General features: G+C 49.5%; 24 protein-coding genes. 18 read left to right on the forward strand and 6 right to left on the reverse strand.

Going from position 1 to position 25,606, the window contains the following annotated elements; translation table 11 throughout:
* Positions 1-59 precede the first annotated feature (59 nt).
* Complete coding sequence (locus H6F72_RS00660) at positions 60-2,282, reverse strand: phosphoketolase (protein WP_190431107.1); 2,223 nt, start codon at positions 2,280-2,282, stop codon at positions 60-62.
* A gap of 319 nt (positions 2,283-2,601) precedes the next feature.
* On the opposite strand from H6F72_RS00660, the gene H6F72_RS00665 reads away from it, so the two are divergent.
* Positions 2,602-3,684 (forward strand): class I fructose-bisphosphate aldolase, encoded by a 1,083-nt coding sequence (locus H6F72_RS00665; RefSeq protein WP_190431108.1) that lies wholly within the window; start codon positions 2,602-2,604, stop codon positions 3,682-3,684.
* A gap of 82 nt (positions 3,685-3,766) precedes the next feature.
* Positions 3,767-4,933 carry a pyridoxal phosphate-dependent aminotransferase gene (locus H6F72_RS00670; protein ID WP_190431109.1) on the forward strand — a complete coding sequence of 389 codons (1,167 nt, stop codon included), beginning with the start codon at positions 3,767-3,769 and terminating at the stop codon, positions 4,931-4,933.
* Between the two features lie 110 nt (positions 4,934-5,043).
* On the opposite strand, the gene H6F72_RS00675 is transcribed toward H6F72_RS00670, so the two are convergent.
* The 3 genes from H6F72_RS00675 to H6F72_RS00685 form a co-directional block, all read right to left on the reverse strand.
* Positions 5,044-5,727, reverse strand: coding sequence for a PIN domain-containing protein (locus H6F72_RS00675; protein ID WP_242016720.1), 684 nt, complete (start codon positions 5,725-5,727; stop codon positions 5,044-5,046).
* Positions 5,728-5,941: 214 nt separating this feature from the next.
* Positions 5,942-6,568 (reverse strand): HNH endonuclease, encoded by a 627-nt coding sequence (locus H6F72_RS30985; protein WP_190431110.1) that lies wholly within the window; start codon positions 6,566-6,568, stop codon positions 5,942-5,944.
* A 117-nt stretch (positions 6,569-6,685) separates the two neighbouring features.
* Positions 6,686-7,540 carry a fatty acid desaturase gene (locus H6F72_RS00685; protein ID WP_190431111.1) on the reverse strand — a complete coding sequence of 285 codons (855 nt, stop codon included), beginning with the start codon at positions 7,538-7,540 and terminating at the stop codon, positions 6,686-6,688.
* Positions 7,541-7,736: 196 nt separating this feature from the next.
* On the opposite strand from H6F72_RS00685, the gene H6F72_RS00690 reads away from it, so the two are divergent.
* Positions 7,737-8,978, forward strand: coding sequence for a TetR family transcriptional regulator (locus tag H6F72_RS00690; RefSeq protein WP_190431112.1), 1,242 nt, complete (start codon positions 7,737-7,739; stop codon positions 8,976-8,978).
* Between the two features lie 3 nt (positions 8,979-8,981).
* The gene (gene ggt, locus H6F72_RS00695) at positions 8,982-10,532 is read left to right on the forward strand and encodes a gamma-glutamyltransferase (RefSeq protein ID WP_190431113.1); all 1,551 of its coding nucleotides are present in this window, start codon (positions 8,982-8,984) and stop codon (positions 10,530-10,532) included.
* Positions 10,533-10,544: 12 nt separating this feature from the next.
* On the opposite strand, the gene H6F72_RS00700 is transcribed toward ggt, so the two are convergent.
* Positions 10,545-10,829, reverse strand: a complete 285-nt coding sequence (locus H6F72_RS00700; protein ID WP_190431114.1) for an acylphosphatase — start codon at positions 10,827-10,829, stop codon at positions 10,545-10,547.
* A 220-nt stretch (positions 10,830-11,049) separates the two neighbouring features.
* Between H6F72_RS00700 and H6F72_RS00705 the strand changes: the two genes are divergently transcribed.
* The 12 genes from H6F72_RS00705 to H6F72_RS00760 all read left to right on the forward strand — a co-directional run bounded on the left by H6F72_RS00705 (position 11,050) and on the right by H6F72_RS00760 (position 23,245).
* A complete protein-coding gene (locus tag H6F72_RS00705; RefSeq protein ID WP_190431115.1) occupies positions 11,050-11,538 on the forward strand; it encodes an orange carotenoid protein N-terminal domain-containing protein in 489 nt (162 codons plus the stop codon).
* Between the two features lie 265 nt (positions 11,539-11,803).
* The gene (locus H6F72_RS00710; protein ID WP_190431116.1) at positions 11,804-12,172 is read left to right on the forward strand and encodes a DUF1823 family protein; all 369 of its coding nucleotides are present in this window, start codon (positions 11,804-11,806) and stop codon (positions 12,170-12,172) included.
* Positions 12,173-12,298: 126 nt separating this feature from the next.
* A complete protein-coding gene (locus H6F72_RS00715) occupies positions 12,299-12,748 on the forward strand; it encodes a hypothetical protein (RefSeq protein ID WP_190431117.1) in 450 nt (149 codons plus the stop codon).
* Positions 12,749-12,770: 22 nt separating this feature from the next.
* Positions 12,771-13,958, forward strand: coding sequence for an 8-amino-7-oxononanoate synthase (gene bioF, locus H6F72_RS00720; protein WP_190431118.1), 1,188 nt, complete (start codon positions 12,771-12,773; stop codon positions 13,956-13,958).
* A 669-nt stretch (positions 13,959-14,627) separates the two neighbouring features.
* A complete protein-coding gene (locus tag H6F72_RS00725) occupies positions 14,628-16,148 on the forward strand; it encodes a hypothetical protein (RefSeq protein ID WP_190431119.1) in 1,521 nt (506 codons plus the stop codon).
* A 66-nt stretch (positions 16,149-16,214) separates the two neighbouring features.
* The gene (locus H6F72_RS30990) at positions 16,215-17,735 is read left to right on the forward strand and encodes an S-layer homology domain-containing protein (RefSeq protein ID WP_190431120.1); all 1,521 of its coding nucleotides are present in this window, start codon (positions 16,215-16,217) and stop codon (positions 17,733-17,735) included.
* 216 nt (positions 17,736-17,951) lie between these two features.
* Positions 17,952-18,416, forward strand: coding sequence for a CBS domain-containing protein (locus tag H6F72_RS00735; RefSeq protein ID WP_190431121.1), 465 nt, complete (start codon positions 17,952-17,954; stop codon positions 18,414-18,416).
* Positions 18,417-18,500: 84 nt separating this feature from the next.
* Positions 18,501-19,166, forward strand: coding sequence for a phycobilisome degradation protein NblB (gene nblB, locus H6F72_RS00740; RefSeq protein WP_190431122.1), 666 nt, complete (start codon positions 18,501-18,503; stop codon positions 19,164-19,166).
* A 741-nt stretch (positions 19,167-19,907) separates the two neighbouring features.
* Positions 19,908-20,591, forward strand: coding sequence for a PEP-CTERM sorting domain-containing protein (locus H6F72_RS00745; RefSeq protein ID WP_190431123.1), 684 nt, complete (start codon positions 19,908-19,910; stop codon positions 20,589-20,591).
* A 127-nt stretch (positions 20,592-20,718) separates the two neighbouring features.
* Positions 20,719-21,975 (forward strand): glycosyltransferase, encoded by a 1,257-nt coding sequence (locus H6F72_RS00750; RefSeq protein WP_190431124.1) that lies wholly within the window; start codon positions 20,719-20,721, stop codon positions 21,973-21,975.
* Between the two features lie 386 nt (positions 21,976-22,361).
* A complete protein-coding gene (locus tag H6F72_RS00755) occupies positions 22,362-22,811 on the forward strand; it encodes an ATP-binding protein (RefSeq protein WP_190431125.1) in 450 nt (149 codons plus the stop codon).
* A gap of 161 nt (positions 22,812-22,972) precedes the next feature.
* Complete coding sequence (locus H6F72_RS00760; protein ID WP_190431126.1) at positions 22,973-23,245, forward strand: hypothetical protein; 273 nt, start codon at positions 22,973-22,975, stop codon at positions 23,243-23,245.
* A 45-nt stretch (positions 23,246-23,290) separates the two neighbouring features.
* Here H6F72_RS00760 and H6F72_RS00765 read toward each other — a convergent pair whose 3' ends face one another.
* The gene (locus H6F72_RS00765) at positions 23,291-23,635 is read right to left on the reverse strand and encodes a DUF6439 family protein (RefSeq protein WP_190431127.1); all 345 of its coding nucleotides are present in this window, start codon (positions 23,633-23,635) and stop codon (positions 23,291-23,293) included.
* 61 nt (positions 23,636-23,696) lie between these two features.
* Here H6F72_RS00765 and H6F72_RS00770 point away from each other — a divergent pair, with 61 nt between their 5' ends.
* The gene (locus tag H6F72_RS00770) at positions 23,697-24,122 is read left to right on the forward strand and encodes a TRAFs-binding domain-containing protein (RefSeq protein ID WP_190431128.1); all 426 of its coding nucleotides are present in this window, start codon (positions 23,697-23,699) and stop codon (positions 24,120-24,122) included.
* A gap of 22 nt (positions 24,123-24,144) precedes the next feature.
* Positions 24,145-25,539, forward strand: coding sequence for an asparagine--tRNA ligase (gene asnS / locus H6F72_RS00775; RefSeq protein WP_199295739.1), 1,395 nt, complete (start codon positions 24,145-24,147; stop codon positions 25,537-25,539).
* Positions 25,540-25,606: the final 67 nt, after the last annotated feature.

Raw genomic sequence — 25,606 nt, forward strand, 5'->3', positions numbered from 1 at the left:
AAACCTGCTGTGCCCCTACCTTAGCAAGAGACGGATAGGGGCAGAGTTATGCTCTAGCCTTAATGAACGAGTTCGATCGCACGTTTGGCGATCGCTTCCGCAGTCAAGCCATTGAAAGCCATCAGTTCTCCGGCGCTGGCTGTGGTTTCACCTCGTTTCCAAGCGAAGGTGTCCCGCTTGCTAGTGCTGCGGAGCATGATCGGCTCTAGCATGCCGCTGGCACCGCCTGTAATGCCGAGCAGGGCATCGCCGCCAAATAGGGCTGCAAAGCCAGCATCATCCAAGAAAGTGCCGTCAGCTTCAGAGCAGGTGTCCCAAGCCACATCAGAGGCACGGTAGAGGCGACGGGGGTTGACGATGGAGACGACCCGCACCGCGAGTCCTTCTGTCTCCAAGAAGGTAGCGGCTTCTAATGCTGGAATGAGGGTCATGTCGCCAATCACGGCCAAGACTACGAGCTTGCCGCCTTCTGTACCTGCGATTTCTTGGAGCGTGACGGCTCCTTGCTCTAACCCTTGCTGAGCTTGGGCAAACGTGGTGCGAATCGGCAGAGGTGATTTGCTGGCTGTGATCACAATGCCTTTGTTTTTAGTCGTTAAGGCCCAGTCGTAGCAAACTTGGATGCTGTTGGCATCGGGTGGAAACAGCGGGAACACGTTGCCATTCCGCATCATGGCGGCAAAGTAGGCTTCCACTTCGGGCCGTTGGTGAGTCCAACCGTTGCGGCCTTGCTCTAAGGCTCCAGCCGTAAACAGCGTCACGGTGGAAGGGGTGGGGCGGCGCAGCTCAGACATGGCTTGCGTCACCGTTTGCCAAATCGGTAAGCCGTTGATGGCAAATGATTCGTAGGAACACCAGAGCGTACGGCTCCCCATTAATGCCAAACCTGCGGCCAGTCCTGCACAAGCATCTTCACTCAAAGGCTCGTAAACCTGACCTGTGGGGCTTTGGTTGTAGAGATCGTCGGTGGTGGGATGAATGATTTTGAGAGCTTGGTTGATGTTAGCAATTCCCGAAGCTTCGTTGCCGTCCGCATTTGTCACGATGTAGTTGCGATCGCGTTGCCCGACCGCAGCTACCAAGTGCCCCATCGCTGTCGTAGATACTTTAGGATCACCACCCACCGAGTACTCTTCTAGAGGTAGTTTGCCCAAGTCAGGCAAGGGGAGTTCCGACTCAGTCACCGCAGTTTTAGCGGATGGCCCCCCATTCGATCGCTCAAAATTGGTCCGCACCAGTTCCCAAGCTTTACTTGGCAAAGCGCGAGCTTGCAGTGCTGCCACAATATCGGGGTTGTCGAGGGTGTGGTGGGCGTAGAGGTTGTGGGATTTCGCACCGCGAGCATGTACCCCAGCCCCCTTGAGTTGCTTGATGATAAATACCGTCAGCTTGCCGCCCAACGCTGACTGAGCTGCTTGATCTACTCCTGCTAATACCGCCTGTGTAAACGCCAACCGCTGCTCAAATGAAAAAGCAGTGCTATCGACATAATCTCCAGATTGGTTCTGGTCATCGAAGGCTTTGGCATCCACCAAAATTACTTCCTCAAACCCATTGCCGCGCCAGAAAGCCAGCATTTCCTCATTAGACTTCAGCGACACCATGCTGTGGTGCTCTTGGCTAAAGCCATTCCAAACCAACACGGGTAGGAAATTGGTTGCTTCCGGGTAAGCCGTGTGGAAATGGGCCATCGAACTCATAATGTAAGGCTCACCCAAACCGCCATCGCCTACCGTGTAAGGAAATAGCGTGTTCCGGTGTAGAAGCGCCGCCGCCATCGCAAAGTGTTGCCCCTGTCCCAACGGTCCCGCCGGAGCCAAAATGCCCGGAATAAAGCCCGACAAGTGCCCTAATAGCCCGTGCTTTTCCCGGAAGCGATCGCGCAGTTGTTGCACCGTCTTGATGCCCATTGCTTCCAACGAGCGATCGAGAAACATCCCACTGTAGAACCCAGGTGCGTGGTGCCCCACCTCCGTAATGATGTTCTTGTGACCCAACATCACCAGCGCCGCATAAGCCTCCGCTTGGCTGGCAAACCCACCCGGATGCCCCGAAGCCTTACTTGCCGTCACCTGCAAAATCAGATAACGCAACGCATCCGCCGCTAGCATCGTTTGATAAACCGCTGCCTGATCCGTCGAACTCGCAATCGCCTTTTGCCCCTCCGCGATCGCCGGAGCTTGGCCATAGGCATCAAACCCAGGCACCGTATCACCAAAATACTGAATGCCCTCACAGAAAGCAGGAACAGCGGACATAGGATTCGGAGTGACTGCGGTCATGCTGAAGACACCTATTTGCAAAAACGGATCAGGTCAAATAACCCTTTCCCATAGTACAGGGAGGAGTGAGGGGTGAGGGTTGGAGGGTAAGGCAGGAGCTAAAAGAATTTAAGAAGTCGAAACACTAACACTTAAACTCGTTTGGAGGGGGTCTGGGGGACGCAACCGTCCCTCAGCGGGGGTTTGGGGGCGAGTGCCCCCAAGGCTCGGATTCGCAAATGATTCTGTAGATACAGACACGTACACCACTTCCTAGACAAGCTAACTACCATAGAGAGAACAACAGACGATCACCGTTCTGAAGCAGAGGACAAGCACTATGACCGCTACATTATCTGTGCCGCAGTCCATCGAATCTTGGCTTGGCGAAGAAGCCCAAGACCTCCTAACCCACAAAGCCAAAATTTCCAAAGACCTTATACATTTGCCTGGCCCCGATTGGATCGAGCGCATCTTTGCCCAGAGCGATCGCTCCCCCCAAGTTTTGCGGAGCCTCCAACAGCTCTACTCCTATGGCCGCTTAGCCAACACAGGCTACTTGTCAATTCTGCCCGTAGACCAAGGCATTGAACACTCTGCGGGTGCCTCCTTTGCCCCCAACCCCATCTACTTCGACAGCGAGAACATCATTAAATTAGCGATCGCCGCGGGCTGCAACGCGGTTGCCACCACCCTCGGCGTATTAGGCAGCGTGTCGCGCAAATATGCCCACAAAATCCCCTTTATTCTTAAACTCAACCACAACGAACTCCTCACTTACCCCAACAAATTCGACCAGATCATGTTTGCCTCCGTCGAGCAAGCCTGGAATCTGGGAGCTGTGGCCGTGGGAGCCACCATTTATTTTGGTTCCGAAGAGTCCGATCGCCAAATCCAAGAAGTCAGCCAAGCCTTTGCCCTTGCTCACGAATACGGCATGGCCACGATTCTCTGGTGTTACCTACGCAACGACGCTTTCAAGCAAGATAAAGACTATCACCTCGCGGGCGACCTCACCGCCCAGGCAAACCACCTCGGCGTTACCATCCAAGCCGACATCATCAAGCAAAAATTGCCTGAACTGAACAACGGCTATAAAGCAGTTGCCCAAGCCACAGGGGCAAGCTACGGCAAAACCCATGAGAAGGTTTATTCCGAACTCACCACCGATCACCCCATTGACCTGACCCGTTATCAGTTGCTCAACTGCTACGCTGGACGAGCGGGCCTGATCAACTCTGGCGGTGCTTCCGGTAAAAATGATTTTGCCGAAGCCATCCGGACTGCTGTGGTGAACAAACGCGCCGGGGGTTCTGGCTTAATCTCAGGCCGTAAGACCTTCCAGCGTCCGTTTGAGGAAGGAGTGCAACTCTTTCACGCCATTCAAGACGTTTACTTGTCACCCGATGTGACGATCGCCTGATGATTTCTTTGTGATTGACGCTTTGCGATTTGAGATTTTGGATTAATCTAGGAATCTGACATCTAACAAACCTGAAAGCGTAATGAAGCTGGCAGCACGAGTGGGGCAGGTATCACCTTCTTTGACATTGGCGATCGCCGCAAAAGCGAAAGCTCTGAAGGCCGAGGGCATTGATGTGTGTAGTTTCAGCGCTGGGGAACCCGACTTTGACACCCCCACGCATATCAAAGAAGCTGCTAAGCAAGCGCTGGATCAGGGCAAAACTAAGTACGGGCCAGCGGCAGGGGAACCGAAGCTGCGAGAAGCGATCGCCCAGAAACTGCAAAGCCAGAATCACCTGTCCTACCGAGCGGAACAGATTGTCGTTACCAATGGCGGCAAGCATTCTCTGTTCAATCTTATGCTGGCCCTATTGAATCCCGGCGATGAGGTGATTATTCCTGCCCCCTACTGGCTTAGCTACCCAGAAATGGTGAAGCTCGCCGCAGGAGTGCCTGTGATCCTCGAAACAGATGCTGCCAGTGACTTCAAAGTCACCCCCGACCAACTGCGCCAAGCCATCACGCCCAGAACGCGGTTGTTTATTCTCAACTCGCCCTCCAACCCTACAGGCGTTGTCTACACCCCCGATGAAATTCGTGCGATCGCTCAAGTCATCGTCGAGAAGGACATCCTAGTGGTTTCTGACGAAATCTACGAAAAGATGATCTACGGCGACGCAGAACATCTCAGCATCGGAGCGGTGAGTCCAGACGCTTTTGACCGCACCATTATCAGTAACGGTTTTGCCAAAGCCTACTCGATGACTGGCTGGCGAATTGGCTACCTGGCAGGCCCGACGGATTTAATCAAGGCAGTCAGTACGCTGCAAAGCCACAGCACTTCTAATGTCTGCACCTTTGCTCAATACGGGGCGATCGCGGCTTATACAGGTTCTCAAGACTGCGTGGAAGAAATGCGGCAAGCCTTTGCCCAACGCCGCCAAGTGATGCTAGATCACCTCAACGCGATTCCTGGTCTGAGCTGCCCGCCACCAGACGGAGCCTTCTACCTATTCCCCAATATCAGCAAGACTGGCCTCAAGTCCTTAGAGTTCTGTGATGAGTTGCTTGAAACCCAACAGGTCGCGGTAATTCCAGGTGTTGCTTTCGGTGCAGATGACCACATCCGCCTCTCCTACGCCACCGACATGACCACGATCGAAACAGGCATGGAGCGCTTAGCAGAATTTGTACGATCGTGTTTCTGAAGTAAGGAGTTGGAGGGGCGATCGCTGAGTTAGACAAGGCGGTCGCTCCTATAATAAATTGCCTTGTTTTTTATACCTATTTTCTAGTGGTTTCTAATGTTTTTAACATATCAGGATTGATTTGCAAGCTCTTTTATTTTCTTATCGTTATAAGAAACTTTTTTCTCCGAAATTGTTGCTGCACCTTGCGTTGTCAATAATCTAAAAACTTCTTCTGCTGCTTCAGGTGAATCTTTAAACTTGTTCTTGATACTATTAAGCAAAGTATCCTTCTTAGCTGGTCTATTTTTACTGTAGGTAACGAGATGCATACAATATGTTTTGATTGGCGAAACTAAAACCCTAGGTTTAACTGTAGTTTCTGTAACTGTAGCAGTAATTTTCTTTTCCTCTTTCTTGGTGCCTATACGCTCTGCTGAACGTCCTTGGCTTTTAAGTAAATTTACAACATGATCTAAGTCAGTATCATTTGAAATAATTGCAAAATGTGTTTCTCTATGTAGCTGTTGCATTAAGGCACCTGCAAAAAAGCAAATACCAAAATCTGCTGCATTTTTACCACCATTTGTCATTTTAAAGATTCTCAATTTATTTGAGCTCACTGTTGCACTCAATGGGATAAGCCAGTCAAGAGGTATTTTGGCTCCAGTTTGTGCGTAGCAAATTACAACTTGTGAGAATTGCTCCAAATTTTTTTGTAGCTGATAAATCTGATCAGGACAATTTTCTAAGTCAATTAATAGTACTCTACCTATCTCATCATTTTGATTAACGATTTGATCATCTTCCATCATGGATCTTCATGGATATAAGCTTACAAAACAATCTAAAAGTGAACGCTCAAACGTAACTAATTTATTTTTTCTATACAACTTTAATAAATTAAGCCAGTCCTTCGTTTCTTTGTATAGTTTTTGTGAGCCATCCTTTAGCATTTTAACTAGTAGAATTTAGTAACGATGCGTCATCTATTTGCCAGCAATCGTCCTATTCATCGAGAATACTATCTCAACAGAATCGCTCCAAGCCATCCCAGGTTGAGCGAACGGGTTCTCGTAGTCTGGGATCAGCTAAACCAACCTCTTCCAATGTGTAACTGCCGCGACCAAAATTACAGGGTGCGCAAGTAATCACGACATTCTCTAAATCATTGTTGCCACCTCTGGCGTGAGGCAGCAGATGATCGTATTGCAACCATAGAGCTTGGAAGGCGGAATGTTGTTCTGGATTCGTTTTTCCCCACGGTAGGGCATCTGGATAAAACTTTCTGAGGCGATCGCGGACTTCACCTCGGATGACTGGGACACCGCAAAATCTACAGTGGTAGCCGTCCCGTTGATGCAGAAAATGTTTTTGGGCTGCTGTTGGCATCCGATTTGGAACCCGTTGATCTTTCGGCAAGTGCGGAGGTGCGTTCGCTACAACTCGGTACTGCGTGTAAGGACTGTTGGCACCCCAGAGAGATTCTGTCCACTCTCGAACTGTGGGAATATCGGCAAGACAGATCAAAGCCTCAGCCAAATCAAATCGTCCGATAAGGTGGGCTGATACTGCTGCATCCAAATAACGTACGGCATCTGCAATTTCAGGAATTGGCTCTCGAAGACAGGGGCGATCGCTCAACCTCTTCTCCACAAGTTAAGTTGCATCAAAAAAGCCTCTAAATCGAGACAAGGGTGACTTGAACTGCGATCTAAAGGCTTGAGGTTTGCAGGTGAGTTAATACCTGTTAATGAAGCGAGTAAGTATTAACTAATTGGCTGTTTTTACTGTAGGTGGCATCACCACTTTCTTAGCTAAGCCAACTGCTTTGAGCGCTTTAATTGCCCACCAAGTGACATCAATTTCCCACCAATGGCGGCCTGCGGGTGCCACATTTGGCTGAGCGTGATGGTTGTTGTGCCAGCCTTCGCCATAGGTGATCAGAGCTGCCCACCAGAGATTGCGGGAGTTGTCTTCCACTTCGTAGGTGCGGTAGCCGCGCAAGTGAGAGACAGAGTTGATGAACCAAGTGCTATGCCACAACAGTACTGCGCGTAAAAACAGACCCCAGACCACATACGACCAACCACCGATCGCGTATAGCCCTAGGCCCATCGGGATTTGCAGAAACACATGATAGCGATCGAGGAAGCGATAGTAAGCATCACGAGCCAGATCGGGAGCGTATCTGTAGTACTTCTCGGGATTAAAGAATTCGTCACGCGGGTACAAAACCCAGAGCATGTGGCTCCACCAGAAACCGCGCTTGGAAGAATAGGGATCTTTGTCTACATCTTCAGCAAAAGCGTGGTGTTGGCGATGACCTCCAATCCAAAAAATTGGCCCGCCTTGTAGCGCTAAGGCTCCGATGGTGATGATGACGTACTCCAACCATTTGGGTACTTGAAAACTGCGGTGGCTGACGAGTCGGTGATAGCCCAAGCAGATGCCAATGCTGCCAAACAGCCAATGGAGAAACAGGGTAACGCCTAGAGCCGACCACGAAAAAAACCAAGGTGCCAGCAAAGCGATGGCATGAAAGCTCCCGAAAAAGAGCACATTAGACCAACTCAGCGACAGGGATGGCCTACCTGTAGCAGCAGGCGCAATGGAATTAGAGGTCATAAATTTCCTATTTGAATGCCGTACTTAACCAGTGCTGGGGAGTTTCAGAACTGGTGAACTCGCCCTCGCTGTTCACTGGTTGTGCCTTGGTTTTGATCGAAGTCAAAAAAGACCGCTACAGTAGGAGGATGCAAGCCATACTTACATAGCTTAGCAATCCCATCCAGCAATTGCAAGTGGTACTTGCATTTTATCTATGTCTGCTCAACGAAGTCTGACGCGACAGCGCCTCATTAACGCGGCCATTGAGCTGTTTACGGCTCAGGGGGTCACCGAAACCACAACAAGACAAATCGCTGAACTAGCAGAGGTCAATGAAGTCACGCTATTTCGGCATTTTGGCAACAAGCATGGCCTGCTGCTGGCGGTGCTGGAGGACTCTGGGATGTTTACCCAACTCGGCGAGTCTCTGATCCAGCAGGCCAACCAAACTAGCAATATTGCCCAAACCCTTAAAGACTATGCTAACGCTTGTCTCCAGGCGCTGGAGCGTGTGCCAGACTTTGTTCGCTCTGTGGTTGGGGAAGCAGGTCAGTATCCTGCCGAGAATCGCCAGGCTTTGGGGCAAGGCATCACAGAGGCGAATCGTTATGTTGCCGAGTATTTAGCCACAGTAATTCATCAGGGACATTTGCGAACTCTCCTTCCGGCAGAAAAGTTGGCTAGTCTGCTCAACGGCATGTTGTTGGGGTATGCCGTGATCGAGTTCACGAGTGAGTTTCACGAACTCTGGGAAAGCCGAGATGACTTTTTAGATAATTTGGTGGAGCTGTTTTTGCATGGAGCTGTGTTTCAGTCAGAGGCGCAGCTAGAAGCGATGACGGCTTATCCTGGGGAGGCGATCGCTCCTTTGGGCTCGGAATCTATAGCTGATCTTCCTGCTCCTTTAGTTCATGCTATTTTGCAACAAGCGAAAAAACGGGGGTTGCAAGAATATGCGATCGCCTACGTGCTGTTTGCAGCGGGTTTGAGTGTGTCTGAAATAAGTGCTTTGCAGCGATCGCAGCAGTTTAGTGCCACTCAGCAACATTGGTTGCAAGTGCTTCGCAATGGGGTGAGACAAGTACCAGTCAACCAGTGGATTTTGGGGCAACGCTATGGCTCCTATACTCGCAATCCCCTGACTCACTGGCTCAAAAGTCGTAAAGATGCCCAGTCTGCTTTGTTTCTTTCGGCTACGGGCGAACCGATTTCAGAGGTGGAAGTGCGATCGCAATGGCAGCAGATGATAGAGAACTTGTTGACCCCGGAAGGGCACCCACCCCGGATTGAGCAAGCCCAACCAACTTGGTGTGTGGAAATGCTGATGCGGGGGTTGAGTTTAGAAGACCTAAGTATGCTAATTGGTTGGGATATCACTCAGTTGCAAGCCTACGTGCAGCGGGCCAAAACTAAAGCGGCTCTAGAACAAGCGATTCGCCTCGATCAGAAAACATAGATTATGCCAAACTCAACTCACGGTGTGATTGCTGCGGGACATGCCAAAACAGCCGAAGCAGGGCTGGAAATGTTGCGCTTAGGGGGTAATGCCTTTGATGCGGCGATCGCAGCGGTAATGGCGGCTTTTGTCGTGGAGCCGACGCTGACTTCTCCGGCAGGAGGAGGGTTTCTTTTAGCGCATACGTCTCAGCAAGAAGATATTTTATTCGATTTTTTTACTCAAACACCTGGTTCTAAAAAGGCCCAATCTGCTTTAGATTTTTACCCGGTTGATGTCAACTTTGGTGGGGCGATTCAAGAATTTCACATTGGCTTGGGCTCGATGGGAGTACCAGGAAATGTGGCTGGCATTTTTCACGTGCACCAAAGGTTAGGTAGGTTGCCGTTTCAGGCGATCGCAGAACCTGCAATTCACTATGCCAAAAACGGTGTAGAAATTTCTGATTTTCAATATTTCTGCTTTCAAATTCTCAGCCCTATTCTGACCGCTTCGGCAGAATCACGCCAAATCTTTGCTCCTGACGGTCCATTGGTCGCACTTGGAACCAATTTGGTGATGCCAGACTTGGCAGAGACATTAGCTTATTTAGCTAAAACTGGACCGAAGGGATTTTATCAAGGTGATATTGCCCATCAAATTGCTCAAGACTGTGAAAACTCTGGTGGTTATTTAACCCTGGAAGATTTGCAGCAGTATCAGGTGATTGAACGTCACCCTCTGACGATTAATTATCGCGATAATATTCTATTGACCAACCCTACTCCTAGCTCTGGCGGCACTTTAATTGCGTTTGCTTTGGAGCTTTTGTCTGCGATCGATCTGACAGCTTTTGGGTTTGGCAGTGCTCAACATTTAGATCTTTTGGCTACAACGATGCGATTGACGAATGCAGCGCGTCGAGAGCAATCTTACCAACTCTTCCAGCAGGATTCTCAAGCATTTCTGGACGGTGCTCAAGTGGAAGTGTATCAGGCGCAGTTATCGAATGCCGTGAATAAGTGGGGCAGTACAACGCATCTGAGCGTGATTGATGATGAAGGCAATGCTGCGAGTGTAACTACCTCTAATGGCGAAGGTTGCGGTTACATAGTTCCTGGCACTGGCATCATGATGAATAACATGTTGGGAGAGGAAGATTTGAACCCAAATGGCTTTCATCAATGGCCGGAGAATACGCGCATTGCGTCTATGATGGCTCCTACGATTGTGTTGAAAGATCAACAGCCAGAAATTGTTTTGGGTTCTGGGGGTTCCAATCGAATTAGAACCGCAATTCTGCAAGTAATTTCTAATATTTTAGATTTCCAAATGCCTGTGGCAGCCGCAGTGGAGAGTCCACGAATTCATTGGGAAAACTCTGTATTTAATGTTGAGCCAGGATTTAGTGAGGCTGAGCTGAGCAAACTGCATCTGCCGCCGGACGATGAACGGGTGTTGTGGCAGCAGGAAAATATGTTTTTTGGTGGCGTGCATACTGTGATACGAGATGCAGACGGAACCATTACGGGTGCGGGCGACCGCCGTCGTAGTGGTGTTGTAATGAGCTGCTAATTTTGGGCTCGTTCAGCGACTCGTATGAAATCCTTGAATTTCTTCTGGCTCTTCGTACTCCACTTTGACTTCCTGGACGACCGCCATCTGTGGCCCTTTGTGACACCACCGAATCATCTCTTCCAGCAATTCTGGTGGACCCTCAAATACTGCTTCTACTCGTCCGTCGGGTAAGTTCTTGACCCAACCATTGACTCCTAGGGTTTCTGCGGCCTGACAAGTTGACATGCGATAACCGACACCTTGGACTCGCCCAGAAATCCAAACATGTGCTCTTGGGTGGTTAACGTTTGCCATTTAGCTGCCCTCTAATGCGGAACTCAGCGCTCACAATCGAGGCTTGAGCTTGACTATTAGTCTTATGAATGTTGCTCTCCATTTATGGCGCTGCCAGAAACTAACCTCTGTCAATAGTTGGGTTAAAGGTAATGATTTTAGTTAGAAGCTTATGTCTTGAGCAGGGTTAAGCCCACTGTACCGCTTGTTAAATTTCAGGGGTTGTTAATTTCAAGCTCCTATGACATACACTGACATTGCCAATAATCAAAAGCAAGCGATCCAAAGTTTCCAATCCTTTGATGCAGATACTCAACTTGCTTTTTTGTGGTTTATTTATGAGGAACTGAAGGGTTCTCTCACCCCCAAAGGTGGCCCTGACACCTCTGGTTTCGCGATCGCTCAAGGGGTTGTCGATCGCATTCAACAACTGCCTCAAGATCAACAGCTCCAAGCTCAACGGGATGTCGTAGCTGGCCAACCCTCGGAGTTTGGTACTTCTTATGGAGACTTCAACTCCAGCAACAGATTGGCTTTCTGGTATCTGTTAGCTCAAGGCATGGAGAACGGTCAGATCGTTAATGTGCCTTCTGACTATCAAATGTCTGGTGATGCTCAAGAGTTCTTTAATGCGATTAAGGGGCTAGAGTTTAATGACCAAATTACGTTTATGCGGAATGTGGTTTCCTGCATTGGTCCTGAGCCCAAAGAAGGCGCTGTTTTCACCTAAGGTGTTGGGTGAGCTGAATCGTCTGTAAAAGATTTTTGTGGTTGTTTGACCTAGTTTGTATAAGAAAAGAGCTTGGGGGCACCTGCCCCCAAACCCCCGCTGAGGGACGGCTGCGTCCCCCAGACCCCCTCCAGAAGTGCATTGGGGTGTTGAGTATACCTGATGAATAGGAGAAGGAGACTTTAAGGAGAAAAAATTTTTGGGTTGGATTTGGGGTAATTTTTTAGATCGGGCTAAAAGTTTTTGCGAATTCTGTGGTTCGTTTATGTCTGATCTACCTCCTCTCAATCCTGATACTGTCTGGGATATCCTTAACGACAAAATTGATGATGCGATCGCCAATGGTTTGGTTTGGCATTGTTTGGGATATCGCTACGATGACGTGAATGGGCATTGGGATGTAACGGATGTGGCTCCAGATTGGCGAGAGGCGTATCCTGAACCTCCAGATTTTATTGAGAGTCGCCCCGCAACGGTGAAGCTGACGCGATCGATTCCAGCAGAAAATAAACAGTTGCTGAAGGAGCAGTTAGGGTTTACTGGCTACAAGGTAGGTGAGCTGGTGCCTCGACTGACGCGCCGAGCCACAATGGCAAATTGGTTACTTAGTTATTTACGTAGTGCCAGTACTTAGTGGAACAAGTGCTTGGCAGAATAATTCCTTGGCAAAACAAGTACTTGGCGGAACAATTGTAGGCATTAGACTTGTCTCTATAGATACCGAGGGGATTCAGGTTTTCCCTCATATGGGGCAAGGTCTATGTTTCCTGTGCTACTCTCGTCTTTGGTTCTATCTGGCCAAGTTCATATTTCTGTCCCGGTGAATCAATACCCTTGGGGCTATCCTGGCTATCCTCATGGCGGCAATATCATCATTGTTCAGCCGCAGCAGATTCAGCCGCCTGTTCTGGTAGAGTTTGATGCGTTAGGCAAGGATTGGGGGAGTGTGTGGATCAATGGCGAAGAAGTCTACCGTCCCAAGCTTTATAATCGTCGGCAGGTGTTGAATCTGGCTCCTGGTAGCTATCGAGTTGTCCTGACTGGTATTACCAAGTACGATGTTTGGTCGGCGGGTTATCTGAATGTTGGCCGCACAGGTACGCTGCGAGTGGTGTTTTCTAAGACAGACGGCGTTTATGTCCAAGGCGACCCTAGCGCTTGGTTGGGCGATCGCGATGTTCGCAATGGGATGGAAGTTTGGCGGCGCTAATCTTTAGGAGCCATACTTGAGAATGGCTACGAATCCCTATGCTTGGTTGAAACAGTCCCTAGAAACCATTCACCGAGCGGATTGGTATCGTTCGGTGCAAACAATTGAAAGCCAAGCTGGGCCAGTAGTGCGCTTAGCAGGGCGAGAAGTGCTCAACTTTGCGAGCAACGATTACTTGGGCCTAACCAGTGACGATCGCCTGATTCAAGCGGCGATCGCAGCCACACAAAAGTTTGGTACGGGGAGTACGGGGTCACGGCTGATTACGGGGCATCGAGAACTCCATCGGCAGTTGGAACTAGCGATCGCGGCTCTGAAGCAAACTGAAGATGCGTTGGTGTTTAGCTCTGGGTATTTGGCTAATTTGGGCGCGATCGCGACTTTGGTCGGTAAGCGCGATTTGATCTTGTCGGATCAGTACAACCACTCCAGCTTGAAGAATGGAGCCATTCTCAGCGGAGCTACAGTAGTGGACTATGCCCACTGTGATGTGGCTGACTTGAGCACCAAGCTAACCCAACAGCGCGATCGCTACCGTCGCTGCTTGATTCTGACCGATAGCGTCTTTAGTATGGACGGTGATCTCTGCCCCTTACCAGAGTTGCTGGCGATCGCCACGGAGTTTGAGGCAATGCTGCTGGTGGATGAAGCCCATGCCACAGGCGTAATGGGAGCGACGGGAGCAGGTTGCGTTGAGCATTTCGGTTGTACTGGGCACCCCTTAATTCAAATTGGCACTCTGAGCAAAGCGCTCGGTAGTTTGGGCGGTTATGTGGCTGGCTCTGCTACTTTGATTGATTTCTTACGCAACCGCGCCCCCACTTGGATTTACACTACAGGTCTTTCTCCGGCGGATACTGCCGCGGCCTCAGCCGCGATCGCGATCGTGCAGCAAGAACCGCAGCGACGGGCTCAACTTTGGCAGAATGTAGCTCATCTCCAACAATTAATTGCGGAAAGTTGGAGCGATGCTCCGATTGCTTTTGAGCTAAAGCCCCTCCCCTCTGCGTCACCGATTCTTTGCTTTCAAGTGCCAGATGCGGCAACGGTGCTCCAGATAGGGCAAAAACTCAAACAAGCTGGAATTTTTGCCTCGGCGATTCGACCCCCCACGGTGCCGACTAGCCGAGTTCGGATTACGGTGATGGCTACTCACACTTCAGCTCACTTGCAACAATTGGCTGCTGCTTTAAGCCAAGTTACTACCTGAGCTGTCTGAATCCATAAACCAAAGTCCCAAAGCTACTGAAAGGTATGTTGGAGTTAAGACACCTCTGGGTGGGTATTGCTGTTTTCTTGAAAGTGTGCATAAAGATAAGCGCTTTGGCGGTTTTTTTAACCTGACAGAATTTTTAATCTAGAACCTCTATCTACAAATACTTATGATTATTTATGAATCAAAAAATAATTTTCACTTGTTCTCATCTGCCGCCACACTTGCCCTTGGGCTACCAGTTTTTCGAGGCTCCCGACTTTATTGAATGTGAGCTTTTGGAAGGGGAAACTTCACAAGAAGCTTTAGCCAGGGCTAAGACTGCTGGCCTGACAGTGGTCGGTTGGAGCGTCAAAAAATCGCACCCTAAAGTCTAAGGCTGGGGCTGCAAGGACTGGGCCGCAAGGATTGCGCTGCAAAGATTGAGCGATCGCTTGTCATCCTACCCAATTGGCCATAAAGTCGCATCAAACTGATAACTGTTGAACTAGCTGATACTAATTGATCGTGGTTGAGTTACCTGAATTTGTTGGAGCAGCGTTAATTTCTGTCTAGAGAGAGATTTTGTAGCGCGATTGCTAACTGAGGTTTAAGTTTTTTTACTAAATCGGGCACCCTGAACTTGAGAAAGGATCTGTCCTCGTCCAGATATCCGGGTTAGTTGCCATGCGCTGTCTTTCCGTATTGCTGTTGGGGTCTTCAGTGCTGAGCTTGCTAATGCAGCCCCCAGCGGTTGCCGCAGAAACCGATGCCGTACCAACTGAGGTGATTCGAGCCCAAGGGTTCTGGCCCCAAGCCCAGCAACTGCTGCAAGCCCAAATTTTGTTAGTCAATCGCATAGAACGGGCGGTGGCTGAGCCTGATCCAAATCAAGTGCGGGCGGCACGAGGGCAACTAACTTTACAGACTGCGGCTGTAGATCGGTTTCTTAAGAGCCAGTATCCCCTGCCTAACTTACTCTGTGCGCCTACCAGAATCCGAGTTGGCAATACAGAAGAACCGTTCACGGTTGGCTCTGGCCTTAGTCAGTCGCAGGGTACCGTTTACTGCAATCTATACCAATCAACTCAAAGATTAGCGTCCCTAGGTGATTTACTCGATCGCCGCCTGTTTATGCTGGCATCGATCGCGGAAGTGAAGCCACTACGAGTCGTGGGAGAACGACAAGCTCTCTCGCTCCCAGGCACCCCCACTCAAAGCCCTAACTTAGGCAAACCAGCCACCTACCGCTATGGCACCGCTCCCACTTTGCCGACTGAGAAGCCACTTGTAATTGGTCAAGCTGCGAAAACAGCGATCGCGGATTATGTGCCACCCATGTCACCCGCGATCGCCCCGCCTCCAGAAGCCGCTCCGCTTCTGCAATCGATCAAGCAACTGTTGACTCGTACCCAAAGCGCTTTCCCCAATGCAGCCAGCTTTTCCGCTCCCACTCGGCAAGTAGAAGCTCTAGATCAATACGCCTACGGGCTTTATCCCAAAGAACGTCAGCTTTATGCCAAGTTTCTAGAGCAGCCCAACACTGGTATTGCTCGTGTCCTGTTGTCTGAGGCTTACCGCCCCCCACCCAGCGCTTTACAGAATCGCTTAGAACCCACGGTCGCTGAGCGCTTTCCATTTGTCCCTTTGGTGCAGTCTGAGGCAAAATTCACCCCTCGATTTCTGCTGGAGATTGAGAATGGCCGCTTTCAACTCGTGCAGTCTGGCTTAAATTACGGTTTTTTGGCTCCGATGGGAGATGTGCCGATAGAGTCTTTGCAAGCTACACTCCCGACTCAGCAAGTGGAGTTAGCTCCTGATCTGCGGCAATTTTTTCTCACTTATGCGCCACCCAATCAACTCGACGCGATTCAAACCGATCGCCGCCGCTTCTTGAGTGGAAAAGTCAATAACCTAGCGCTGAATCAGCCATTAATGAGCCAAGCCCCCATTAGCTTGAACCAAACTTATTTAATGCGATCGCTGCAATTCCAGATGCCAGAGATTGTGATGAGTAGAGAACCTGTGTCTCGTAGCGATCGCCGCTATCTAGATCTGTTACTAGAAACCCCTAGTAGTGACCACCTTCTAGCGTTTCGGCCAGTGATTCGGCACTCCGATGGCACCTACACTGTCTTGTGGCGAGTCTTGCAGCAGTTTCCAGACCCCCAGATTCAGGATCTAGATAAGTACGTCAATTTAGATTAACGGGCCAATTCCTGGTTGGGACCAATCTGCGCTAGCGTAGAATTGATGTTCACTGTTTAGTTTGCTGTGCTACCCAATCGACGCCCCACTGTACGGGCTGGCTTGGCTGCCTCGCTGCTCGTTGTCTTAACGGCTTGTGCCAACAGCTCCACAGGTAATGTTTTCAAGGACTCTCTAGCGGCTGATTCTAAGTTGCGAGAGAGTACTGGCAATGTGGGGCAACCAGGGGGTGATGGGCAAACTGCAACGAATGCCAACCGACCCGCTGACTTTCCGGCAGAAATTCCGATTTATCCAGAGTCACAATTACAGGACATTGTTCCAGTCGCTAGTCCGACTCCTGCCAGTCCTACCCCGACAGGTGCCGCAACGAATGCCACTGCCAACCCAACGGAGAAGGCAACTGGACAAGCCCAATGGACCAGCGGTGATCCGAGTAACTTTGTACAAAGCTTTTATTTACAGCAGTTGCAAACCAATGGTTGGCAATTGGTAAGTCAGGCGACTCAAGATTTGCCTGCTACCTTGGTGGCACGGCGGAATGACTTACAAATCACAGTGGCGATTGGAGCTACGGCAACTTTTGCCTTGCCTACTCCCAGCGATCGCCCTGATAATGCTAGTCCTGATACTGCTAGCCCTGCCCCTAGCTCAACCCCCATCCCTAGTAGTTCATCCACCAGTACTGTATTCACGATTGATTACGCCTACGAGAGTGGCAGTGTTGCGTCTCAAGCGGTCAATCCCAATTCTGAGGCTCCCCAACCCGGTGATTCGGAGTTTGTCGGTCCCGTTTTAGAGGGAGCCACCGCATCAGGTACAACCAGCCCAGCCACATCCACACCTGTTACGGCGAATCCTCAAGGGTTCACCGACCTCGATAAAGCCCCAAAAGAACTGCGGTCTTACCTCAAAGATCTGGCACAGTTAGGAGTTTTACCCCTCCGCTCTAGCGACACCAAAAGCGCTGCTGCCAATCGCTCAACCCTGTTTGAGCCAAACAAAATCATTACTCGCCGTGAGTATGCCCGCTGGCTAGTTACAGCCAACAACCGCATTTATAGCGATCGCTCTGGGCAACAAGTTCGTTTGGGTTCTAGTGGTACCAAGCCTGTATTTCAAGATGTGCCGAAAACTAACCCAGATTTTGAAGTGATTCAAGGGCTAGCTGAAGCAGGTATTATTCCGAGTCCCTTGTCCGGTGAGGCGACTGTAGTCAGCTTTCGGCCCGATGCTCCATTGACGCGCGAAGTCATGTTGTTGTGGAAGTTGCCGCTCGATACCCGCCAAGCTCTGCCCGCTGCTTCTTTGGATGCAGTGAAAGAAACTTGGGGCTTTCAAGATGCTGGGAAAATTGATCCGAAAGCGCTGCGAGCGGTCTTGGCTGATTTTCAAAATGGGGATTTGGCCAATATTCGTCGAGCTTTGGGATATACCACGCTCTTTCAACCCAAAAAATCAGTGACGCGGGCAGAAGCCGCTGCTACCCTTTGGTACTTTGGCTCTCAGGGAGAAGGGTTGTCGGCGCTGGAGTTATTGCAAAGTCCGTCAGGGGTGACTGCGTCGCCTCGCCCAGCTGGTCCTTAAAGGATGGCTCATTGTTTTAAGCCTAAGTCCTGAAGGGTTTGTGAGAGCCGCACCCCCTGAGGGCACGCCTCTCACAAACCTCAACCGGATAATTATTTAGGACAGCTACAGCGCCTTCTATAAATCTCAGGAAAATAAATCTCCTTAAAACTCCTTCGGTTGATCCCCAGAATTGCCTAGAATGAGGCCAGAGCCCTATTAGGAGAGGCATTTGCTATGCCCAAAACTGTTGCGGAAGTCATGAGCCGCAATCCCATCACCGTTAAGCCTGAAACCCCGCTTCAGGAAGTGGTTCAGATTTTGGCAGAGCGACGAATCAGTGGCCTACCAGTCGTTGATCAGTCCGACAAATTAATCGGTGTTGTTTCCGAAACAGATTTGATGTGGCAGGAAACTGGAGCCACCCCCCCTGCCTACATCATGATTTTAGATAGTGTGATCTATTTAGAAAATCCATCCCGTTACGAGCGGGACTTACATAAAGCCCTGGGTCAAACTGTGGGGGAAGTGATGAGTCGCGACCCGGTGACGACAAATCCCGATCAACCACTGCAAGAGGCCGCTCGTTTAATGCACGAGCGTAGTATTCATCGCCTGCCTGTTTTAGATGCCACGGGTCACGTCATTGGGATTTTAACGCGGGGTGACATTGTCCGAGCGATGGCTGCCCACCAAGATTAACAAAATCAATTGCTTGAAAACATTGATAGATCAGGCACCTAGTGCCGCGATCGCCATTTCCATACCAAAAGCGAGATTATCAACATGAGTATTACGCCCGAATCTGTGCAAGCTTTACTGCACTCAGAAGACTTTGGCGATCGCCTGCGAGGAGTGAATCAACTCCGCCAGCTAGAGCCTGCTACGGCCTTTGAACTGATTCAAACCGCAGTAGCAGATAGTAGTGCAAGAGTTCGCTATGCGGCGGTCAGCCAGCTTTCCTCCCTGGGCCACCACGATCTAGCTCAAACCGCAACGATTTTGCGCGATCGCTTACACAATGACTCAGAGCCTGATGTGCAAGCTGCCGCTGCTGATTCCTTGGGAGCCTTGAAACTACAGGATGCGCTGGAAGATCTACAGCAACTTTATCAACAAACCCCAGAGTGGTTGGTGCAGTTCAGTATCATTGCGGCCTTGGGAGAACTCGGTGATCCCCGTGGTTTTGAGTTGTTAGAAACGGCCCTGACTTCTGAAAACGAATTAGTTGAAATGGCGGCGATCGGTTCGCTTGGGGAATTAGGCGATCGCCGCGCTATTCCTTTGTTGGTGTCCTATGCCTCTCATCCTGACTGGCAAGTCCGCCATCGGTTGGTGCAAGCTTTAGGACGACTCGGTGGAGCCGAAGCGCAGTCAGCGTTGACAACGTTAGCTCAAGACCAAGTGCCGCAAGTAGCTCAGGAAGCCCAAGAAACCTTGCAATCTGTCTAAAGAAACTGTATCAAGCGACTGCGAAGCGGACATGGGTTTTCCTTAAAGTTCAGCTAGTAGGAACAATTTGTCGTCCAGCTAAGTCCATAATATTGGGCAAGGCGAATTACCCATCGCTGAGCCCAGACTAAATTTTAGAAATATGGCATTAAGCTAAGCCCACCCTAGTCATAGGGCGGGTTTTATTTTGTCAAAAAACATGCTTCCTGCCTGCGTGTTATCACCACAATAGTTCGAGCTTAAATTGATTGAAATTAACCCAATCATGAAGGTACTCATTAAATTCTCTACAGCTGAATACCTTCTAACTTAAAGAATGAGTGAAGATTGCCCTGCCACGATGGTACTTCCCACTAGCCGTGTATAGAGTAGTTACGGCAGGGTCAAGCAAAAGACAGTTTCATTCAGGTAGGTAGTCGTTTTAACACTTAGCTTCTAGTCGCTAAAACTGTTGAAACTTAGTGTAGTTCCTGGTCTGAATTACGCGATCGCTACAGTAACCTGGCTGGAAAAGGATGAATTCCTACATCCAGTCTTCCGACTCAGTTCTCAAGCCAGGCTCTAGGCCGTTCGGCCCTTAGCATCTACCGCCCCATCCGATGCACGTATCGTGTGGTCCTTATCAGTCTGACTTCAGGACTCCAGCTTGTTTCAGCTGGGAGCTCAAAAAATTTCAAAGGTAATTAGTACCACCTTAGAAAGGCTTTTGCCTACGTCACGCATTACTTACGGAGACACAACATGAATCCTTGCAAATCTTTAGTAGCTGTAGCTGCTATTTCTACCCTAATGAGTGTTTCTGCTCCTGCACAAGCTTTTAGCTTCGCGGGTGCTACCTCTAATACAGACGGGAGTTTCTCCTTCGCCAACACGACTAATGTTCAGTTTGACTTCTTTGCATCCCATGGTGCATATCAATCTGATTTCAATGTCTATGACTCCAGCAAAAAGTTCGTGACAACCTTATTCACAGAGCTTCAGGCCAAAGACCCAGGTAGCAGCAACAAGAACGATGCGAAAGGAACCTGTCCTTTATCCGTACAGCCTTGCCAAACTACCTTTACATTCGCTAAAGGTGTCAGCTACTTCCTCGGCTTGACTGCCAAGGGAGCCAAAACTGTCTATACAGATTCTGCTGAAACCTCCTTCAATTTCGTCAGCGGTAGTGAAACCTTTGATTACTACACAAACTTCAAGGGTAATGGCTCCGACTTGAGTCAACGAACCAAGAAAACCATCACTGCTGCACCAGGAACTACCTTGATTGCTGTAAATGATTCTTGGAAAGGGGACAGAGATTATAACGACTTTATCGTGACTGCGGAATCTGTACCTGAACCAGGCACAATTGGTGCATTGCTAGGAGTCGGTGCGCTTGGTTTCATGGGTCGTCGTCGCAAAGCAGGTGCAGCTGAGAAAGCGTAAATAAGCCGCAATTAACAACCTGAGAAAAAGGTGAGCAGCTAGAAAAACTGTTCACCTTTTTTTACTATGGTTTACATAAAAATCGCTGCAATCGCAATTAGTAGCCAGGACTTAGCAATTACCAACCATGATTGTTAACCCAAACTTCAGGGATCTACATGGGTTACGCCGTAAGTTGAATCATGCGACCTTGGACGACACTGTGAAGCAGCCTCACTTCTATTTACTCTTTCCCAACATTTTTGGCTACATGGGTGGCATTCAAGTTTACTCTGCAGTGTTACTTCGGGCGTTGCAGGAGTTATATCCAGAAGCTGAATATGATGTGTTTCTAAAATATGACCGCTCTGACAAAGTTAACCTTCAAGACTTGGAGTTTTTGCCTCAGACTCGGTTTCACTACTTTGGGCAATCTCATGGCGATCGCAATCTATGGCGACGGTATGGGATGGCGAGCCTAGCAGCAGCCAAAATGGTTGGCTTAGGGCTTCGGCAGCGCCCGACCCTGATTTTGACAACCCACTTAGATTTTTACAGCGTGGTCTTTGATTGGTTTAAGCGTCTGACGGGGGTACCGTACGGCGTGGTTTTACATGGCTTGGAAGCTTGGAATGTTGAGAACGCAGCGCTCAAGGCTGTGCTCCAGCGAGCTGACCAAGTGATGGCAGTCAGCCACTACACGCGCGATCGCTTGTTACGCGAACAGTCTCTGCCGTCAGATCATGTAACTGTGTTGCCCAACGCCTTTGATGCTAGCCGCTTTAAAATTGCGCCTAAACCAAACTATTTATTAGAGCGTTACAGTTTAACTCCTGATCAACCCGTGATCTTGACTGTCTCTCGCCTTGATCAAAATACTGGCTACAAGGGTTACAACCAAATTATTCAGGCATTGGTAGAAATTCGGCATCATATCCCAAATGCCCACTATGTGCTAGCTGGTAAGGGGAACAATGTGCCTTACATAGAAGCATTGGTGCACCAGCTCAATCTTCAAGATTGTGTCACCCTAACCGGATTTGTGCCCGAGTCAGAACTTTGCGATCACTACAATCTTTGTGATGTGTTTGCCTTACCAAGCCGTGGAGAAGGGTTCGGCATTGTTTATTTAGAGGCTTTAGCTTGCGGCAAACCAGTTCTGGCCGGAAACCAAGACGGAGCCGTTGATCCCCTCCTCAATGGGGAAATAGGCTGCTTGGTTGATCCCGATGATGTAGAGGCGATCGCGAAAAATCTCACACAGATCCTCCAGGGAACTCACCCTAATTCTTTGCTGGGCCAGCCAGAAATTCTCCGTCGAAAAACCATTGAGAATTTTGAGTTTGCCCAATTTCGCCGCATCTTATCTCAATCATTACAGTCCTTGCAACTACCGCAAATCTAGACTTGCAGCTCGCGATGCCTCTCCTGAATGAACTGACACGAGCTCAAATTAGTCTTCTGACTATATTTTTGAGTGAGGTTTCGGTACAATGGTAATAGTAGATTAATAATTCTAAAAACTTAAAAAGCCTGAGAAGCGTTGTCCTTCATGCAACGTAGATTGAGCTATAGAAAGTCAACTTGTTTCAGTCTTGATCTAGTGAGTAATTTCTGTAATAAGTTTCAGTAATTACCGTAGTGTTAGGCTGGCGACTTCCTTCTAGTGTTTAAAGGCATGACACTAACCAACTCAGGCTTGAGTGAAAGAAGGTTACTAGGTTATTCTCAGGGTGATTGCTTAACAAACCAATGTTTGTTTATCCACCTGAAAACTACGGGGTTTTTTAAGTGATTTCGGTTTCACTTCGGCCTGTAGGGCGCAATTGGGGCACAGTTAGCTTTGCTTCTACCCTTTATCTCTATCCAGTTCTAGATTTACTGCTTGCAGAGGTTCCAGCTCAGTGGCAAGCAGAGCTTAGGCTAGGGCTACAAGAAGCACTAGTGAACGCGGCGAAGCATGGGAACAAACTAGACCCTAGCAAGACAGTTCTAGTTCGCTTCTCTGTAGTGGAAAATCAGTACTGGTGGGTGATTTCAGATCAGGGATCAGGGTTCGCGCCTCCTACCTCTTGTAGCTCTGGTTGTTCAGAACACCTACCTCATAACGAGAAAGAATGCGGTCGGGGTCTGTACATTCTTTACCAAGTGTTTGACCGAGTGCAGTGGAACGCTTCTGGGACTGAGTTAAGACTGTGCAAAGAGGTGAGTAATCGTTTCAAGTTGCCTCTGGTTCGCTAATAATTTTGGCTTTTATATCCAATGTCCTCATTTGGGGCATTCTAGGTGAGATGCCACTCACTCAAGCAGCATCTTCAGTAATGTAGGCTACTATTTTTGAGTGATCAGGCACTCGTGCTCCTAAAAATCAGTCACTGGTGTCAGGATTCTCGTTGAACAATATGGTTAAAACTGTGAAGCGATCGCACAACTGGTTATCTCGCTCGAAAAATCTCGATTTATTCTTGTTGGCTGGTTGCTCCTGCCTCTTGACCCTGATTTACCAGCCAGTCGGCGAAGCGTTTTCTAGCTCTGGAGCGATCGTGAAAGGCACGACTTCGGTAGCGACTACAGCTATTGTGGAAACTAAATCACGGGGATCAAGCGCAATTCAATTGACGTTGCCAGAGCGAAAGCTTGATCCCAGTCAGGACGCGGAAGCTGATCAGAGTTAAAACATTCTCGTTAAAGCTTGCTCAGGTGCTTCAGCCTGCGGAAGCTCAAACTTCGGAATCGGAGCTGGGTGGGTAGCTGGCTGGGCGATGGCCATGTGTTGGGCACGGAGGCGCAGACACAGAACGATCGAGCCATCCAGCGGCTTGGCGAAAACGGGCTAAAGCTTCTTCTGGTTGATCTTTGAGCAAAAAAACTAAAGCGGCGGCGGCTTGTTCGCTAGCACGCACTTTCCGGTTAGACTTTAGCCGATGCCAGTCCATGTCTGTTAAGGTCAAGCGGGCTGCTAGGGCTTGAGCCAGTTCGAGAGTGCTCAATTCTTGCAGATGTGCGGTCTGAGGGGCAGTGAGACCTTGAGCGATCGCTGCTGGTTTGGAAGTTGCATCCGGCATAAGCAAGTCCTAAAGGCGTGTGAGCTGGGTTGGCATCTAACCCTACTTTACTATTGTTGTCATGAAGCTACCGCCCGAATCATCATCGCCTTCACCGCCTGAACCGGATGCCGAACTGACTCATGCTGATGAATCTTCAGCGACTTTCGATCAAGAGTTTGCGGAGACGGTACAGGAACTAGAGCGATCGCTGCAATCTCTCAAAGAACGTTACACTCAAATTCAGGACGACCAATCCCGTCAGAACAATCTGCAACAGCATTTGGACCAAGTGCAACGTGACTTGCGACGGACGCGATCGCAGGAAGTACGCCAAGAACTCCAAGCAGAACTCAAGCAAATTCGGCAGCAGTTAGATGCCTTGGAGGTCGCCCTAGAAAGCCAGTTACTCTCCTGGAACAGCTTGAAGGATGTTTTCTGGCAAGCGATGCGTTTTGGTGGTTTGGGCGTTGTTGTAGGCTGGATTTTGAAGTCCTGTGCCAATTAGCCCCCGATTTTAGTGTTTAACGATGATAGCGACACGACGGATTGCAGAAGTATTGCGCAGCGGTGAACCCAATGAAGCGATCGCCGTTCAGGGTTGGGTGCGAACCAAGCGAGAGTTGAAGGGCTTTGCTTTCGTAGAAGTTAACGATGGCTCTGCTTTAGCCAGCTTACAAGCGGTGCTGAACCAAGACTTGCCCAACTATGAGGAAGTGCTGAAGCAGGCCAACACGGGTGCCTCGATCGAGATTTCTGGGGTTCTAGTTCCTTCTCAGGGCAAGGGACAGCGAATTGAGCTGCAAGCCCAATCGGTAACGGTTTACGGAGAAGCCGATCCAGAGAGCTTTCCTTTACAGAAGAAGCGGCATTCGTTTGAGTTTCTGCGTACTATTGGTCATTTGCGTCCTCGCACGAACACCCTAGGGGCTGTATTCCGGGTGCGGAATGCTTGTGCCGCTGCGATCCACGAATTTTTCCAAGAGCGGGGCTTTTTGTGGGTCCATACCCCTGTGATCACGGCGAGTGACTGTGAAGGGGCGGGGGAAATGTTTGCAGTCACGAACCTGAATCTGAAACAGGTGCCGCTAACGGACGCGAAAGAAATTGATTACAGCCAAGACTTTTTCGGGAGACCTGCCTACTTGACGGTGAGTGGGCAGCTCGAAGCCGAAATCATGGCAATGGCATTCAGTAATGTCTATACGTTTGGTCCGACGTTTCGAGCTGAGAACTCTAACACTTCCCGCCACTTAGCTGAGTTCTGGATGGTGGAGCCAGAGATGGCTTTCTGTGACCTAGACGGCGATATGGATTTGGCCGAAGCGTTCCTGAAACATATCTTCAAGACGGTGTTGGAGCGCTGCCCGGAAGATATGGAGTTTTTCAATCAGCGGATTGATGATACAGTGCTGGCGACGGCGGACAACATCATCAATAATCAGTTTGAGCGGCTGACTTATACTGATGCGATCGCCCTACTGGAGAAATGCGATCGTAAGTTTGAGTACCCTGTGGAGTGGGGTCTAGATTTGCAGTCGGAGCATGAGCGCTACTTGGCGGAAGAAGTATTCAAAAAGCCTGTAATTTTGACAGATTACCCAACGCAGATCAAGGCGTTCTACATGCGCCTAAGTGATGATGAGAAAACGGTGCGGGCAATGGATATTCTGGCCCCTAAGATTGGGGAGATTATCGGCGGTTCGCAACGGGAGGAGCGCCTAGATGTGCTGGAGCGGCGGATTAAAGCCCAAGGATTAGACCCAGAGATTTATTGGTGGTATCTCGATTTGCGTCGTTATGGAACGGTGCCCCATGCGGGTTTTGGTTTGGGGTTTGAGCGGTTGGTGCAGTTTATGACGGGGATGACGAATATTCGAGATGTGATTCCGTTCCCGCGTACGCCTTTAAGTGCTGATTTTTAGTTTTTGGGGCTAAATCCGAGCCTTGGGGGGACTCGCCCCCAAACCCCCGCTGAGGGACGGCTGCGTC

Source organism: Trichocoleus sp. FACHB-46, from assembly GCF_014695385.1.
In the GTDB taxonomy this organism is placed as follows: domain Bacteria; phylum Cyanobacteriota; class Cyanobacteriia; order FACHB-46; family FACHB-46; genus Trichocoleus.

Coding starts and splice junctions, on each gene's coding strand:
- H6F72_RS00735 (WP_190431121.1), top strand. CDS start 17,952: ATGCCCAAAACTGTTGCGGAAGTCATGAGCCGCAATCCCATCACCGTT.
- H6F72_RS00665 (WP_190431108.1), top strand. CDS start 2,602: ATGACCGCTACATTATCTGTGCCGCAGTCCATCGAATCTTGGCTTGGC.
- H6F72_RS00660 (WP_190431107.1), bottom strand. CDS start 2,282: ATGACCGCAGTCACTCCGAATCCTATGTCCGCTGTTCCTGCTTTCTGT.
- bioF (WP_190431118.1), top strand. CDS start 12,771: ATGGCTACGAATCCCTATGCTTGGTTGAAACAGTCCCTAGAAACCATT.
- H6F72_RS00750 (WP_190431124.1), top strand. CDS start 20,719: ATGATTGTTAACCCAAACTTCAGGGATCTACATGGGTTACGCCGTAAG.
- H6F72_RS00685 (WP_190431111.1), bottom strand. CDS start 7,540: ATGACCTCTAATTCCATTGCGCCTGCTGCTACAGGTAGGCCATCCCTG.
- H6F72_RS00690 (WP_190431112.1), top strand. CDS start 7,737: ATGTCTGCTCAACGAAGTCTGACGCGACAGCGCCTCATTAACGCGGCC.
- H6F72_RS00715 (WP_190431117.1), top strand. CDS start 12,299: ATGTTTCCTGTGCTACTCTCGTCTTTGGTTCTATCTGGCCAAGTTCAT.
- ggt (WP_190431113.1), top strand. CDS start 8,982: ATGCCAAACTCAACTCACGGTGTGATTGCTGCGGGACATGCCAAAACA.
- H6F72_RS00705 (WP_190431115.1), top strand. CDS start 11,050: ATGACATACACTGACATTGCCAATAATCAAAAGCAAGCGATCCAAAGT.
- H6F72_RS00745 (WP_190431123.1), top strand. CDS start 19,908: ATGAATCCTTGCAAATCTTTAGTAGCTGTAGCTGCTATTTCTACCCTA.
- nblB (WP_190431122.1), top strand. CDS start 18,501: ATGAGTATTACGCCCGAATCTGTGCAAGCTTTACTGCACTCAGAAGAC.
- H6F72_RS00725 (WP_190431119.1), top strand. CDS start 14,628: ATGCGCTGTCTTTCCGTATTGCTGTTGGGGTCTTCAGTGCTGAGCTTG.
- H6F72_RS00710 (WP_190431116.1), top strand. CDS start 11,804: ATGTCTGATCTACCTCCTCTCAATCCTGATACTGTCTGGGATATCCTT.
- H6F72_RS00670 (WP_190431109.1), top strand. CDS start 3,767: ATGAAGCTGGCAGCACGAGTGGGGCAGGTATCACCTTCTTTGACATTG.
- H6F72_RS00765 (WP_190431127.1), bottom strand. CDS start 23,635: ATGCCGGATGCAACTTCCAAACCAGCAGCGATCGCTCAAGGTCTCACT.
- H6F72_RS00700 (WP_190431114.1), bottom strand. CDS start 10,829: ATGGCAAACGTTAACCACCCAAGAGCACATGTTTGGATTTCTGGGCGA.
- asnS (WP_199295739.1), top strand. CDS start 24,145: ATGATAGCGACACGACGGATTGCAGAAGTATTGCGCAGCGGTGAACCC.
- H6F72_RS00770 (WP_190431128.1), top strand. CDS start 23,697: ATGAAGCTACCGCCCGAATCATCATCGCCTTCACCGCCTGAACCGGAT.
- H6F72_RS00675 (WP_242016720.1), bottom strand. CDS start 5,727: ATGATGGAAGATGATCAAATCGTTAATCAAAATGATGAGATAGGTAGA.
- H6F72_RS00760 (WP_190431126.1), top strand. CDS start 22,973: ATGGTTAAAACTGTGAAGCGATCGCACAACTGGTTATCTCGCTCGAAA.